Raw genomic sequence first — 14,497 nt, forward strand, 5'->3', positions numbered from 1 at the left:
GGGGCTGGGAGATCCGGGTCGAGTCCCCCTACCTGCCCCAGCGTCTCCTCCTCGCTGCCGAACCTTCTGAGGGCGCGGCGGCGGCCCTTCTCGCACAGCCGTACAGCCGTCCCTCAGCGGGAGAGACCCCGCAGCCTCCGCCACGGTGTGAACGTGAACACCGCGCCGCCCAGCAGGATCACCGTGCCCGCGACCAGTGCCAGGGCGCGCAGGGCGCCGTTGTCCTCGGCGCCCGTCTCGGCCAGGCCGCCGCTCGTGCCCGCGCCTCCCGCGCTGCCCGCTCCGCCGGACGCGGCGCCGCCCGAGGACGTGCCGCCGGATGCGCCGCCCGGCTGGGCCGCGGTGTCGAGTTCCAAGGAGAACGCGACATTGCCGGGCGGGGTGCACGTCGTCGTCGTACCGAGCGCCTTCACCGTGAAGACACCGGGGGCGAGTGTCGCCTTGCCCGTGGCGCCCGGCTTGTACGTGCCCGTCATGTCGGGGATCGTCATGGGCTCCCCGGACTTGATGGGATCCTTGTTCAACGGGCCCTCGACATGCACGGTGCCCTTGTCGGCGCCGCCGAGCTTGACCTCCATGGACGGCTTGACCGAGTTCGCCGGGATGTCGGCGGGGCTGTCCATGACGGACTTGGAGAACTTGACCGTCAGGTCGTAACCGCCGCCGTTCTTCTTGGCGTTGATCTGCACCGGGGAGACGGCGTTCTTGTCGCCGATGGGCGTCTTGCAGGCGTAGGCGACGCTGATCTCCTTGCCCTCGAAGTCGGTCTGGCCACCGCCGCCGCCCGTGGTGCCGCCGGAGGTCGTACCTCCGGCGGTCGTGCCGCCGGACGTCGTGCCGCCGCTCGTCGTCCCGCCGGACGTCGTGCCGCCGCTCGTCGTCCCACCGGTCGTCGTGCCGCCCGAGGTGGTCGTCCCGCCGGTCGTCGAGCCGCCGCCCTCCGCCACCTTGATCGTGGCACCGGGCTGGACGGCCGCCTTGGGCGAGCACTTCGTGTCCGTCGACAGCGGCTTGGAGACGTTGATGTTGTACGCCCCCGGCGTCAGCGTGATGTCGCCCGCCTTCTCCAGCTTCAGCTTGGCCTTCATGTCCGGCAGCACCATCGGGCTGTTCTTGGGGATGGGCGGGTTCTGACGCGGTCCCTCCATCTTCAGCTCGCCCGAGGCCGCGCCGCCGATCGTGATCGTGCCGGTCGGCTTGACCGTGTCCTTCTCCAGGTCCAGGACGTCCGGGTTCTTGGACGCGGCCTCGACCGTCTTCCACACCACCTCGACCTCGTCCCCGACCTTGGCCTCGGCGGGCGCAGTGATCTGCACCTTGGTGGTGCCCTGCACCGGCGGGAGGCCGGAGATCGGCGGTGGTATGCACTCGGTCGCGTACGAGACCTCGGCTGCCTGGGCGGGGCTCGCGGCCAGCAGGATCCCCGCGCCGCCGAGCATCAGCGCGACTCCCGCCGCGCTCATCCTCCGTTGCGTGCTCACGAATGTCCCTTCGTCGTCGGTCGGTTCTCTGACGGTGCGGAGTCAGGTGTGAACCACGGCAGTGCCGTGGTGGTCGTGGTGCCGGCCGCCGTGGGGGCCGGGGGTGTCCCGCCGCGGGACCTGGTGCCGGGAAGGCGCAGGACGGGCAGCCGGACGGTGAGGTCGGCGGTGCGGTGCCGGCCCCCGTTGCGCGGGCGGAGCCGGTCGACGACCGCCATGCCGATACGGAACACGGCTGCGGGGACGACGACGGCCAGCAGGACCCAGAACAGCGTCACGCCCCAGGGACGACCGACTCCCCACGGCTGCGCGACGATGACCTTCGTGCCGTACTTCACGGCGATCTCGTAGTCGCCGTGGGCTCCGGCGGCCAATTGGACCGGCAGTTCGACCTGCACCTTGCGGCCGGGCTCGATGGTGCCGCGCCACTGCTGTTCCTCCCACTGCGGCGCGAACACACCGTGCGAGGTGCCGACCTGGAACACCGGGTCCTTCACCGGCGCCGTGCCGAGGTTGCCGACGGTGAACTCGAGCCGGCGGGAGGGCGGGGCGCCGAAGAAGACGAGAACGCCGGAGTCGCCTTCGAGCCGGCTCGCGGCGAGCACGGCGAGCCTGCCGCCGGTAGTCGCGCTGGGCAGGGGCGCCGTGGGGTGTCCGGCGACGGTGAACACGGCGTCCACGGCGGCCTGTTCACCGGTGACCGTGGCGACGTGCACCACGCACGGGCAGGGTTTGGGCGGTTCGGCGACCGGTATCTTCTTGCTGAACACGCCCTTGGAGTCGGTGGTGACGGCGCGGCCGTCGGCGTTGGCGCAGGCGTTCGTGCCGCCGACCACGCCTCTGGCGGGGGTGGCCTGTCCGCAGATCAGCAGCATGAGCAGGGCTCCGGGCCGCCAGCCCGTGCCGCTCACGGTGATGTCGCCGCCCTTGCCGGCCTGCTGCCGGGAGACCGCCACGCCGGGACCGGGCTCGGCGGCGGAGGCGGTGGGGGCCGGCAGGAGCAGGAGCAGGGGGACCAGGGCGAGCAGCAGTGCCAGGGGCCTGCTGGTTGTTCCGCGCGGACGGCGGGCTTCGTCCATGATCATGCTCCTGACCTCGCCAACGGCCGGTCTGAGGTGGCCTGTTCGTACGCCGGGGGGAGACGGCCGCGACGGCGGCGCAGCCACAGCGCGACCGCAGCCGCGACGAGGGCGAGGGCGGACGCGCACCACGCCCAGGGCACGAACCGCACCGACGCCGTCCCCTGTGCCGCGGGTGCTCCCGCGGCCGTCGCCCGCACGCGGACGTCCACCGCGTCCAGCGCCGGGCGGTCCCGCCAGTTCTCGGTGAGCGAGATGCGCCCGGCGGGCAGGAGTTCGGCGGGCAGGCCGCCCGGTGCGCGGCGCAGCACCTCGCCGAAGAGGCCGTCCGCCGTGATCGTGACGCGCGGGGACAGGACGGTGTTGCCCCGGTTCACCAGCGTGTAGCGGATGGTGCCGCCGGAGAGGGAGACGTCCTCGACCGTGAGTGCCGCCAACAGCGGCCCGCTGACGCGGAGATGGATCGGTACGCGCGACTCATGGCCGCCCGACGACGCGGTGACGGCGGCTCGGTGGTCGCCCGGCACCGCGTCCGGCGGGACCGTGACGGTGAGGGGGACCTCCGCGCGGGTGCGCGGCGGAACCGTGACGGAGGGTGCGGCGAGTGCGATCCGGCTGCCCTCTCCGTCCGCCCGGAGCCGTACGGTGAGCGGTTCCGTGCCCGGATTGGTCACCGCCAGCGTGTCCTCCAGCACGGCGCCTGGCGCGCCTTCCGCGTAGATGTACGGCCGGTCCCCGCCCGGCCCGGGCGTCGCCGTCCAGGCCGGGCCGTCCACCGCCACCGCCACCGCTGTGACGGGCGTCAACAGCCCTGCCAGCAGCGCGGCGAGGAGCCGTGCCGTCACGGTCAGCCCGCGGTCCGCCGGCCACCGCGCCGGGTCAGCCACAGCACACCGGCGGCCCCGGACAGCAGCACCGTCCCGCCGAGCGTGCCGAGCGCCGTCGCGGAGTCCAGCGGGCCGGTCCGGGGCAGTTCGTCGCCGCCGGACGGCGTGGCCTGCGAGTTCGACCCGGAGCTGCCGTCCGATCCCGAGCCGCCGTTCGACCCGGAGCCGCCGCCGGCGGCCGTGACGTCCAGTTCGAGGGAGGGCCGCGGATTGTTCTTGGGCGTACAGGTCGTCGTCGTACCGAGCGCCTTGATCGTCAGCACCCCGGCGGTGAAGGTGACCTTCCCGCTCTTCTTCGGGGTGTACGTGCCCGACAAGTCACTGATCTTGATGGGGGTGTTGGCGGGGACCGCCGCCGCGTTGGACGCTCCGGACACCGGGACCGTCCCCTCGCCCGCACCGCCCACTTCGATGAGCGCGCTCGGGTTCATCGCGCCCTTGCCCAGTTCCACGGGGCTGGAGGAGACGCCCTTCTGGAAGGACATGGTCAGCCGGTAGCCGCCGCCGCTCTTCACCGCCTTGATGTCGATCGGCGAGACCGCGCCCTTCGGGCCGATCGGCGTCTGACACCGGTAGTCGACGTCCACGACGGTGGCCTGTGCGGCGGGGGCGGCCATGAGCACCACCGGTCCCGCCACCGCAGCCGCCAACGCGAGTGCCGTCCGTTTCTGGTACCTCACCTCAAGTCCCCTCGGCCGTACGTCGCCACCCGTTACTGACGACACATCAGATCGGGCGCTCAAGGTACGCCTGGGACCTTGGGGAGGGAAGACAAAGAGCACGCCGTATTGACGTGCTCCACATGAGACGCGAAAACGTGCCGGTGCACCCGGGAGAACCGGGAGGGCGCCGCCCCTAGGACGGCGCCGCGAGCTCCGCCCACACGGTCTTGCCGGCCGATTCCGGTGTCCGGGCGACCCCCCAGTCCAGACAGAGCCGCTGGACGATGAACATGCCGTGGCCGCCGGGCCGTCCCGCGCGGTGAGGGGTGCGGGGCGCGGGCTGGCCGCCGCCGCGGTCGGTGACTTCGAGGCGCAGCACCTTGCCGTCGCTGGCGACCGTCAGTTGCTCCGGTCCGTCGGCGTGCAGGCAGGCGTTGGTGACCAGTTCGGAGACGACGAGGAGGACGTCCTCGGCGGCGGCCCGCCGGTCGGCCGTGGCCGCGGGGAGCCAGCCCCAGTCGTACAGCGCCTGACGCGTGAAATCGCGGGCGAGGGGAACGATCCCGCTGGCCGAGCCCAGGGCAAGAGTGCGCACCGGGGCGCCGGGAACCGCGGAGGCAGCGCCGGTGGCGCCTTCGGGCTCGGGGCCGAGGTCGCCCGGCGGCTGCTGCCGGGTGGTGCTCATCAGCGCTTCACCTCACCGATTCACCATTTCGCTAGTGCTTCCATACGCAGAGTGCCGGGTGGCCGACGGTCTGCGGGGTTCTCCTGCCCTGCCGACTCGTGACAACACGTACTACGCCGACAGCGGATTGTCCGACACGGACGAGAAGAGGTCTGCGTCTCAGTCGGCGAGAGCCGCGTCGAGCGACTCGTGGACGGTGAAGACCGCCTCGGCGCCCGTGATTTCCAGCACTCTCGCCACCACCGGCAGCAGTCCCGCCAAGTGGACCCCTCCCCCGGCCGCGTCCGCCTGCAGCCTCGCGGCCAGCAGGACATTGAGGCCCGTGGAGTCGCAGAACTCCAGCTCCGAACAGTCGATGACCAGTCGTGAGCGTCCCTGGGCAAGCGCCTCCTCCAGGGGAGCGCGCAGCAAATCGGCGGTGTGGTGATCCAACTCACCCGCCGGTTTCACTACCTCACTTCGGCCCTCGGTCCGAACCTCGACCTGAAGCCGGCCCCGATTCGCGCTGCCGACCGTCCCGCGGTCCATGCCCGTCCCTCTTCGCCGTGTCGTTCACCGTGTCATCACTGGGCGCACGCCGCGCATTGCCGCTCCGCACGCCGTACCGCGCCCAGCATCATCGCACCGTCGGGCGACGGCGCGACCTGGGCGGAAGACTACGCCTTCCTTACGTCACGGAGCCACCGGAACTCCCCGACAAATCCGACATACAGAATAATTGACACTTGCAACTGCCCCTGGGAAGCGGGTAGGCCTAGTACAGACACAACGACCCACGACCGGCTTTGGAGGCGCCGCACACCGCAGCGCATGTATGGGCTTCGGCGGCCATACGCCGAGAACGATGGAGGAGACCATGTCACCCCGGCTCGACGCTTCGCGTACCCCCACCGCGCCGTCGACACTTCCCGAAACCACCGGCGACTCGTACCGGCCCCTCGAAGGCCTGGAGGATCTCCCCGAGATCCCGCCCTTCGACCAAGTGGGCCCGCTGGACGCACGAGCGCTGTCCAAGACGCTCTTCGGACGCCTCGAAGGCCTCGAAGAAGGCACCCACGAGCACGCGTACGTACGCAACACGCTCGTCGAACTGAACCTGGCGCTCGTCAAGTTCGCCGCCTCCCGGTTCCGCTCCCGCAGCGAGCCGATGGAGGACATCATCCAGGTCGGCACCATCGGCCTGATCAAGGCGATCGACCGCTTCGAACTCAGCAGAGGTGTGGAGTTCCCCACCTTCGCCATGCCGACCATCGTCGGCGAGATCAAGCGCTTCTTCCGTGACACCAGCTGGTCGGTGCGGGTGCCGCGCCGGCTCCAGGAGTTGCGTCTCGACCTCGCGAAGGCGGGCGACGAACTCTCCCAGCGCCTGGACCGCGCGCCCACCATCGACGAACTCGCCACCGCGCTCGGCATCGGGCGGGACGAGGTCGTCGAGGGCATGGCCGCGAGCAACGCGTACACCGCGAGCTCGCTGGACGCCCAGCCCGAGGAGGACGACTCCGAGGGGGCGCTCGCGGATCGCATCGGCTACGAGGACCACGGACTCGAAGGCATCGAGTACGTCGAGTCGCTGAAGCCGATGATCGCAAGCCTTCCTTCACGGGACCGTAAAATCCTCTCCCTCCGTTTCGTCGCCAACATGACGCAGTCGGAGATCGGCGAGGAGCTCGGAATCTCGCAGATGCACGTGTCCCGGCTGCTCTCTCGCACCCTGGTCAAGCTCCGGAAGGGCCTGACTCTCGACGAGTGAGGGCGAACCCGCCGAAACGACCCGCGAAGGGCCCATTCCTCAAGGAATGGGCCCTTCCCCGTTATTGACGGGGCCATCCTGATTGGTCCACATTGAGCGCGGGGTAAATGGGGGGACAACATGGCTCTTGGGGAGAGCTGTCCTGCGGCGTACGCACCACTGGAAGAACTGATGCGCCGGCGTCTGGACAGGGAATGTCTGTACGTACCGTCATGCCGTCTCGGGCTCTATCTGGCGCTGCGCCACTGGTGCCGGCCCGGCGGCCGGGTGCTGATGTCACCCGTCAACGACGACGTGATCTTCTTCGTGGTGCTCGCGGCCGGTCTGCGGCCGGTGCAGGCACCCCTGCGGGCCGAGGACGGCTCGATCGACGTCGCGGCCGTGCCCGACACCGTGTGGCAGGGACTGTCCGCGGTGCTCACCACCAATCTGTACGGCAACGCCGACCAGGCTCCCGGACTGCGCGAGCACTGCGACCGGCTGGGCATCCCCCTGCTGGAGGACGCGGCGCACGCCATCGGCAGCGTGGTCGGCGGGCAGCCGGTCGGGACCTTCGGCGATGCCTCCGTCTTCAGCCTCTCCAAGCACACCGGCGCCAGGACCGGCGGATTCCTCGCGATCGCCGATCCGGCCCTGCGGTCCGCACTGGAGCGGGCCCGCGACGAGCTGACGGAACCCGCGGGACCGGTGGCGGAGCTGGCGTACGGGCTGAGACCCTACGCCGAGGCCGCCGTACGGGGGCTCCGGCTCGTCGGGGCGGCCCGCGCCACCCTGCGGCTGACCGGGCTGGAGGAGCGTGAGGGCATACGGATGGCACTGCGGCCCGGTGAACTGGAGCAGGCACTGACCACCGCGCCCGCGCTCGCGGACTTCACCTCCTGGATACGCGTGGACATGCACGACTACCGGCTCGCACCCGGACGGCTGCGGCTGCGCCGCACCCAGCAGCTGCTGAGCCGCCTCGACGGACTGCTCGACACGTACCGGGCCGGAGTCCGCACCCTGGCCGCCTCCCGCTGGGCGCTGCCGCGCCCCGGGCCCGTCCAGCCGCTGTTCCGGGTGCCGCTGCTCGTCGAGGACCGTGACGCCGCCGTCGCCGCGCTCGCCCGGCGCCGGATCACCGTCGGCTACCTCTACGACCCGCCGCTCGACACCTACGCGGGGCCGCGCTTCACCGACGCCTCGCCCTCGCCGCAGGGGGCGGCCTGGTTCGCGCGCCACGCGCTGCCCGTCGATCCCCTGCGGGCCGACACGGCGCTGGAGGTCCTCACGGAACTGGGCAGCCCTCCCGTGCGGCCGCCGGCCCGCATCGTGGCGGCACAGCCCGCCATGCGGGGCGGGACCGGTGTCTGACACGACCCGACTGCGGAAGCCGCAGCCCCAGGACTCCGTCGTTCCCGGCACACCGGAGGCGGACGCGGCGGAAGTGGCTTCGGAGGACGCCCACAGCGGCGACTCGATGTTCCGCAACGCCTACGCGCTCATGCTCTCCACCGGCGTCTCCGCGGCGCTGGGCCTCGGTTTCTGGCTCGTCTCGGCCCGCTACTACACCGAGGAGGCCGTCGGCCAGGGCTCCGCTGCCATCGCCGCGATGCGCCTGCTGGCGTCCATCACGGCGACCACGATGATCGGCGCGGTGGTGCGCTACGTGCCCCGGGCCGGGCGCGCCACCGGACCGCTGGTGTGGCGGGCGTACGCGGTCAGCTCGCTCGTGGTGTGCGTGGCCTCGGTCGTCTTCCTGCTCACCCTCGACCTGTGGGGGCCCTCGTACGCGCCGCTCGGCGGCCTCGGGCCCGGGATCTTCTTCGTGGCCGCCTGTGTCGCCTGGGCGCTGCTGACGCTTCAGGACGGGGTGCTCACCGGGCTGCGCAAGGCCTTCTGGGTGCCCGTGGGCAACGCCGTCTTCTCCATCGGCAAGCTGCTGCTGCTCGCCGTGTTCGCCACGACACTGCCCGTGCTGGGCATCTTCGTCTCCTGGGGCGCGGCCATCGCCCTGTCGGTGCTGCCGCTGGCCTGGCTGATCTTCCGCCGGCTCATCCCCCGCCAAGCCGCGGCCGACCGCGACCGCGAGCCGCCGAAGGCGCGGGAGATGGGACGGTTCCTGGCCGGCGACTCGGTGGGGTCGCTGTTCTCGCTGGCGATGATCAACCTGCTGCCGGTGATGGTCGCCGTCCGTTTCGACGCCACGCACAACGGCTTCTTCTACATCGCGTACACCGTCGGCGGCACGATGGAGTTCATGGCCATCAACATGGCCTCCTCGCTGACCGCGCACGCCTCGCACAGCCCCGAGACCCTCGCGGCGGGTGTCCGCGGGGCGCTGCGGCGGATGACCGTACTGCTCGTGCCGGTCGTGCTCTTCCTGGTGGTCTTCGCGCCGCAGATCCTCGCCCCGTTCGGTGAGGAGTACGCCACCCACGGCACGACGGTCCTGCGCCTCCTCGCGGCGGCCGCGCTCCCGCGCGTGGCGGTCGAGCTCTACATCGGCGTCCTGCGGGTCCAGGGACGTACGGGCGTGCTCGCGGCCCTCCAGGGCACGATGTGCGCCCTCGTGCTGGGCAGCGCGGCCGTGCTGCTGACGCCCGTCGGCATCGCCGGCGCGGGTTGGGCGATGCTGCTGTCGATGACGCTGATGGCCGTCGTGTCGGCGCCGGGGCTGCGGGCAGCGCTCTCGGGCGGCGACCCGAAGCCCTCCCGGTTCGCCCGGCTGCTGCGCACCCGGCGTGGCAGCGAGCAGCAGGAGTACGGGACGGAGTGGGCCCGCAGGGCCGCCGAGCGCCGTGAGCGCACCGCTCTGGAGGAGCGGGAGTACGGCGTCCGCGCGGCCTATGTGTCGAGCGGACACGACACGGCGACGCCCGCGTTCGGCTTCCCGGTGTACGTCCCCGAGCCCGCGGACGAACGGCCGACCGCCGGCGGCGGGGAGGAGGACCGGCTGACGCAGTGGCTGTGGCTGTGGCTCGGGATGGCCGCCGGGCTCTTCTGGGTGCCGCTGGCCCGCGCCGAGGACCTCGGCCGGCGCCACCTGCACGACGGCGAACTGCTCGACGCGCTGCCCCCGGTCACGCTCACCGCGGGCGTTCTGCTGGTCGTGGTGTATGTCGCCGCCGTCGCGCTCCAGCGTCCCCGGCCGGTGCTGACGGGCACGGTCCTCGTGGTGACGGTGGCCGCGCTGCACACCGCGCCCCTGCTGCTGGGCATCCGGCCGGAGCCGGCGGCCGGCTCGTGGTTCCGGGCGTACGCGGACTTCCTCGCCGACGCGGCCGGCCTGGACTCTCCCGCCGGTGTGCTGACCGCGCTGCCCGTCGTCGTCCAGCTGCTCTGCATCGGGCTCGCCGCGGCGGCCCTGCGCACGGCGGGCGCGGACGGGCGGGTCATCGCGGTCGTGGTGTGGCTGCTGGCGGTGGCCGGGTGGGCGGCGCAGGACGCCGTGGCCGGGGCCGCGCAGCCGGTGTTCGCGGCCTTCGCGGGCCTCTACGCGGCCACGGCCCTGTGGGCGGCACTGCGGCGCCGGGCGGTCAGCGGGTCGGGACCGGCTGTCTGAACCAACTGTCGAGGCCGGCCTCGCGGTAACCATCGAGCGCCGGTCCCTCGTTGACCGTGAGGTCGCACTTGCGCTCCTCGGACGTCGGCCGGTTCCAGTGGACCATCGCCTTGACCCGCGGCATCGTCCGGATGACCTCGGGGATCTCGGTGTACCAGCCGCGCTGCCGGTCGGCGTCGGCCGGATCGGGCGCGGTGGCGAACTCCGCCATCATCAGGGGCTTCTTGGCGGAGATGTTCTCCAGCAGCCAGTCGTAGGTGGGCCGTTGGCTGTCCTCGAAGGTCTTCCAGTCGGTGGTGTCGTGGCAGCCGAAGTAGTTGTACTGGTCCATGCCGATCCAGTCGACGTAGTCGTCGCCCGGATAGAGCTGCTTCATCACGTCGGCGCTGCCCAGGTAACCGGAGACCGTCCACACCCAGACGACGTTCTCGGCGCCCAGCTCCTGGAACCGCTGGTACAGATGGCGGTAGGCGGCGACGTACTCGGCGGGCGTGCCCGCGCCCTCCTTGATCCGCGCGTCGACCTCCTGGTCGAAGGAGAACAGGACCTTCTTCCCGTACGCCTTGAGACGGCGGATCTGCGGGTCGATGATCTCCTTGTCGTGCTTGCCTGAGGCGATGTTCCTCCAGCCGAGCTGGGTCTCCCTGTAGTCGGCGTGGTGCCGCTCCGTCCACACCGTGGACTCCCAGGCCAGCATGAGCATGCGCTCCCTGCCGAGCTGCTGCTCGTCCTCGGTGAGGAGTTCACCGTCGGCCTTGTTGCCCGACATGTCGTGGTACGTGTAGACGAGGTCCAGCTTGCGGCCGATCTTCTTCTCGAACGCGAGGACCGGTTCGGCGAGAGAACCGTCCTCGTCGTACGGGATGTAGGCGCCCCACCAGGCACCGCACCCCGGCACCAGCCGCTCGTCGGACGCGCAACTCCCCGTCGGGGACCCGCCGGAGGCCGCGTCGGCGGGCAGGTCCCCGCCCTTCCCGGACGTCGTGCCATCGCCCCCGCCCCAGACGGCGATCCCGGTGACGAGCAGCGCCACGACCATCAGGACGGCGGCCGTGCAGACCTGCCCGCGGCCGAGGGCGCGCCCCTTCACCGGTCACCCGTCGCGGGCTTGCGTTTCACTCGCTCGGCGGCTCCCTGAGTGGCGGCGGGCAGCGGCAGTCCGGGCAGGGCGGCGACCACGGTCGCGAACGCGGCGAGCGACACCATGAACGCCGTTCCCGAGAACGCTTCCACCAGGAACAGCGAGGTGGCGGTCAGCACGCCCAGCGACAGACTGATCGGGGCCGCCAGCGCGAACGCCTCCAGCCGGGCGCCCGACCGCAGCCGGGCGGGCTGCGGATGGAGCACGGCGAACCCCGGCCCGAAGCAGACGAAGAGCAGCGCCGGGATCCAGCGCAGCGGGGAGCCGCCGGGCAGCGCCGTCGCCGCGAGGGCCACCCAACCGGAGAGGGCCACCGCCAACCTGAGCCGGTGCTCTCCCACCTTCATCGGACGGTCCCCCCGCTCCCTGTCCCGGGGCCCTGCGGCCGGTACTCCAGGACGACGCCGTACGGATGCTCCTCCACGACCCTGAACAACGGTGATGCCTCCAGGCGCGAGCGCAGTGTGGCGAAGCCGCCGGCCGGGAGCAGTCCCTCGCCGGCGCTGTAGATGTCCTGCGTCCGGGTGAGCAGGACGAAGGCCTCGGTGCCGCGGGGGATGCCCGCGGCCAGATAGCCAGCCGGATCCTTGAGCATCTTCTCGTTCTCCGGCAGTTCCTGCTCGGCGAAGAACCAGTGCTCGACCTGGTCGTAGCGGTGCAGCGCCTGCGGGAACGAGCCGGTGGTGGCGAGCAGCAGCGCGCCCTCGGGAGCCCGGTCGATGGCACGGGTGACCATCGCCGTCTCGGCGGGCGGCGTGTAGTACATCTTCTCCTTGCCGTAGTACGACGGCAGGAATCCCACGACCAGCGCCACCAGCACCACCGGGAGCGCCACCGCCGTGACCCGGCGGCGGATCGGATGGACCCGCGTGGCCGGTCCGCGCAGGCCGGCGACGGGCGGGACGAGCGCGGCGGCCGCGAAGAAGGCCGCGCCCGGGAGCCCGAAGAGGTAGACGCGGAACAGCATTTCGCCGCCGTAGTCGTTGACGGCGAACAGCGGCACGGGAGCGGCCGACACCAGCAGCAGCGGCAGGGCGCTGCGGGTCAGCCTGCGCCGCGTCAGCACCGCGACGCCCGCGAGCGCGGCCACCGCCAGCACCATCAGCACATTGGCGAGCCCCGCCAGCTCCGGCCCAGGACCGGTGAGCTCACCGGCGTACCCCGCGCGGGAGTTCTGCATCAGCTCGCCGAGCGAGTCGCGCAGGGTGCGCAGGGTCTCCAGGAACAGTGGCCGTCCCATCGTCAGGTCCCAGACCAGCATGAGCAGTCCGGCGACGGCCAGCAGCCCCCAGTTGCGGTAGCGACGGGTGAGCGTGAGGGCGAGCAGCGAGGCGCACAGCATCACCGGTGTGAGCTGGTGCGAGGCGTTGATGGCGACGATGAGCGGGGCGAGGATCGCGATGCAGACGGCCCGCTGGCGTACGCCGGTGGGCGGCGGCACCGGGGCCGCCACCGGATCCAGACAGGTGCGGTCGCGCAGCCTGCCCGCCGATCCGGGCCGCACGAAGTGGCGGAGCACCACGGCCAGCACGGTCAGATGCAGCAGGAACGCGAAGCCCTGCGGGGCCAGATAGTCCTGCCCGACCCAGTTGGCCACCTGGAAGATCCAGACGGCGGTCCACACCAGCCGCCAGTCCTCGGTGAAGGTGCGGTAGATCAGGATCAGTACGGGCATGACCAGCAGGCCGAGCACGATCGGCGCCCAGTTGAGATAGGCGGCCGCGCTCTCCACCCCGAAGACCCGGACCAGGGCGGCGTTGAGGGAGAAGAAGCCCGGCCACTGGTCGTACGCGGACATGTTGCCGGACAGGGCGGCGCCCGGCCGCAGTTCACCGTTCGCCAGCAGCTGGTTGACGACCGCGTCGTGCTTGGAAGCCCAGGGGTAGCGCACCGAGTCGTACAGCAGGGCGGGCGCGGCCTTGAGGGCGAAGAGCAGCGCGACACAGTAGGCGGCGGGCCACCAGGGTGCGGTTCCGGCGCGGCGCAGACTGAACAGGAAGCCGCAGGTCAGCACCAGCAGCGACAGATGGAAGGCGACGGGCAGCCGGTCGAGCAGGCCGTAGTCGCCCATCGTGCGGAACCCGATGCGCGGCAGCGCGAACAGCCACAGACAGATGCCGGTCAGCAGCGGCAGCCAGGTGAACAGGAGATCCGGCCGGAGCAGATCCGGAGGCGTCCTGGTGGTGGTCCGGACCGCGTCGGCGGGCGAAGGCCCCTCTGCCGTCTCCACGGCGGGCGACGGCACGCTGCGCCCTGTGAGCGGTGCAGGCATGCGTAGGCGCACAGTGCGACTCCCCCCACGAATGTGGTCGCGGCCGTCACGCCGCTTGTCCCTTCGGCGAAGTATAGAAAGAGATTTCGCGTTTGCGTGGCTCTCCCGGATTCTTGTCCGCCGCTTCCGCCGCCGGTCCGCCGCCGGTCCGCGAATCAACCCCGCCGCTCGCCGGGGCGGGTCCGTGGACGCGTCCGCGGCTACCCCGCGAAGACCGGCCCCCTGACCGCCGCGCGGGCACGGCGGTAGAGCCGCCAGCCCACCGTCCTGAAAGAGTCGGGGAAGGGGGCGACGGGTGCGCCGCGGCCCTCCATCCACTCCTCGACGTCGGCCGTGGTGTGGGTCCGGCGCAGTATCAGCCGGGAGATGCGGTATGCCTCGTCGGTCTCGGAGCTCAGCGCGTGCCGGACGGCCACCGCCGAGGCGTAGCCCTCGCGCAGCGCCGCCCGGCGCACCGCCCGGCTGTTGTAGCCGTGCGGATAGGCGAGATGGGTCACCTCGTGGCCGAGGACGTCCTCCAGCACCCGTCGGGGCTCGCGCAGTTCGCGCCGCAGCTCCGACCGCGACAGCGTGTCCAGCTGCGGGTGGGTGACCGTGTGGGCGCCCACTTCCATGCCGTGCCGCACCAGCAGCGGCACCTGCGCGAGCGTCATCATCGGCGCGGGCGGCAGCAGCGAGTGCCGGCCCGGGGTGATGGCCCCGGTGGTGAGGTACGCGGTGGAGGGCAGCGACCGGGCGGCGAGTGCCTCGGCGGTCGGGCCCGGCAGATCGGCGAAGCCGTCGTCGAAGGTGAGGACGACAGGCCGGTCGGGCAGCGGCCCGCCACCCGCGAGAGCGCGGACCAGCGTCCCGATGGTGACCGGCGTGCGGCCGCTCGCCACGACAGCGTCGAGCTGCGCCTCGAAGTCCTTCGGGGTGACGGTGAACTCCGCGATCCAGTCCGGCGGCTCGTCCATCACGGCGTGGTAGAGCAGTACGGGAATGCGTGGCATCGTC

13 protein-coding genes are annotated in these 14,497 nt (G+C 71.7%); 3 read left to right on the forward strand and 10 right to left on the reverse strand.

Annotation, left to right across the window (positions count from 1 at the left end; genetic code table 11):
- Positions 1-113: 113 nt before the first annotated feature.
- The 6 genes from ABTX78_RS12985 to ABTX78_RS13010 form a co-directional block, all read right to left on the reverse strand.
- Positions 114-1,463 (reverse strand): hypothetical protein, encoded by a 1,350-nt coding sequence (locus ABTX78_RS12985; protein ID WP_352207056.1) that lies wholly within the window; start codon positions 1,461-1,463, stop codon positions 114-116.
- Positions 1,464-1,477: 14 nt separating this feature from the next.
- Positions 1,478-2,566, reverse strand: a complete 1,089-nt coding sequence (locus ABTX78_RS12990) for a hypothetical protein (RefSeq protein ID WP_502993860.1) — start codon at positions 2,564-2,566, stop codon at positions 1,478-1,480.
- A complete protein-coding gene (locus tag ABTX78_RS12995) occupies positions 2,563-3,405 on the reverse strand; it encodes a COG1470 family protein (RefSeq protein ID WP_352206860.1) in 843 nt (280 codons plus the stop codon). Before ABTX78_RS12995 ends, ABTX78_RS12990 begins: the two co-directional genes overlap by 4 nt.
- 2 nt (positions 3,406-3,407) lie before the next feature.
- Positions 3,408-4,127, reverse strand: a complete 720-nt coding sequence (locus ABTX78_RS13000) for a peptidase (protein WP_352206861.1) — start codon at positions 4,125-4,127, stop codon at positions 3,408-3,410.
- 175 nt (positions 4,128-4,302) lie between these two features.
- A complete protein-coding gene (locus tag ABTX78_RS13005; protein ID WP_352206862.1) occupies positions 4,303-4,794 on the reverse strand; it encodes an ATP-binding protein in 492 nt (163 codons plus the stop codon).
- A gap of 159 nt (positions 4,795-4,953) precedes the next feature.
- On the reverse strand, positions 4,954-5,322 hold the full coding sequence (locus ABTX78_RS13010) for an STAS domain-containing protein (RefSeq protein ID WP_352206863.1): 369 nt from the start codon (positions 5,320-5,322) through the stop codon (positions 4,954-4,956).
- A gap of 316 nt (positions 5,323-5,638) precedes the next feature.
- Between ABTX78_RS13010 and ABTX78_RS13015 the strand changes: the two genes are divergently transcribed.
- The 3 genes from ABTX78_RS13015 to ABTX78_RS13025 all read left to right on the forward strand — a co-directional run bounded on the left by ABTX78_RS13015 (position 5,639) and on the right by ABTX78_RS13025 (position 10,088).
- Positions 5,639-6,544 carry an RNA polymerase sigma factor SigF gene (locus ABTX78_RS13015; RefSeq protein ID WP_352206864.1) on the forward strand — a complete coding sequence of 302 codons (906 nt, stop codon included), beginning with the start codon at positions 5,639-5,641 and terminating at the stop codon, positions 6,542-6,544.
- Positions 6,545-6,715: 171 nt separating this feature from the next.
- The gene (locus ABTX78_RS13020; protein WP_352207057.1) at positions 6,716-7,897 is read left to right on the forward strand and encodes a DegT/DnrJ/EryC1/StrS family aminotransferase; all 1,182 of its coding nucleotides are present in this window, start codon (positions 6,716-6,718) and stop codon (positions 7,895-7,897) included.
- Positions 7,890-10,088 carry a lipopolysaccharide biosynthesis protein gene (locus tag ABTX78_RS13025; RefSeq protein WP_502993861.1) on the forward strand — a complete coding sequence of 733 codons (2,199 nt, stop codon included), beginning with the start codon at positions 7,890-7,892 and terminating at the stop codon, positions 10,086-10,088. Before ABTX78_RS13020 ends, ABTX78_RS13025 begins: the two co-directional genes overlap by 8 nt.
- Here ABTX78_RS13025 and ABTX78_RS13030 read toward each other — a convergent pair.
- The 4 genes from ABTX78_RS13030 to ABTX78_RS13045 all read right to left on the reverse strand — a co-directional run bounded on the left by ABTX78_RS13030 (position 10,063) and on the right by ABTX78_RS13045 (position 14,493).
- The gene (locus ABTX78_RS13030) at positions 10,063-11,178 is read right to left on the reverse strand and encodes a glycoside hydrolase family 26 protein (RefSeq protein WP_352206865.1); all 1,116 of its coding nucleotides are present in this window, start codon (positions 11,176-11,178) and stop codon (positions 10,063-10,065) included. The genes ABTX78_RS13025 and ABTX78_RS13030 overlap by 26 nt on opposite strands.
- Positions 11,175-11,576 (reverse strand): hypothetical protein, encoded by a 402-nt coding sequence (locus tag ABTX78_RS13035; protein WP_352206866.1) that lies wholly within the window; start codon positions 11,574-11,576, stop codon positions 11,175-11,177. The genes ABTX78_RS13030 and ABTX78_RS13035 overlap by 4 nt, the downstream gene beginning before the upstream one ends.
- Positions 11,573-13,501, reverse strand: a complete 1,929-nt coding sequence (locus ABTX78_RS13040) for a hypothetical protein (RefSeq protein WP_352206867.1) — start codon at positions 13,499-13,501, stop codon at positions 11,573-11,575. The genes ABTX78_RS13035 and ABTX78_RS13040 overlap by 4 nt, the downstream gene beginning before the upstream one ends.
- A 200-nt stretch (positions 13,502-13,701) precedes the next feature.
- Entirely contained in the window at positions 13,702-14,493 is a 792-nt protein-coding gene (locus ABTX78_RS13045; RefSeq protein WP_352206868.1) for a polysaccharide deacetylase family protein, read from the reverse strand.
- Positions 14,494-14,497: the final 4 nt, after the last annotated feature.

Origin of the sequence: Streptomyces sp. NPDC096193 (genome assembly GCF_040302905.1) — a bacterium.
GTDB lineage: Bacteria > Actinomycetota > Actinomycetes > Streptomycetales > Streptomycetaceae > Streptomyces.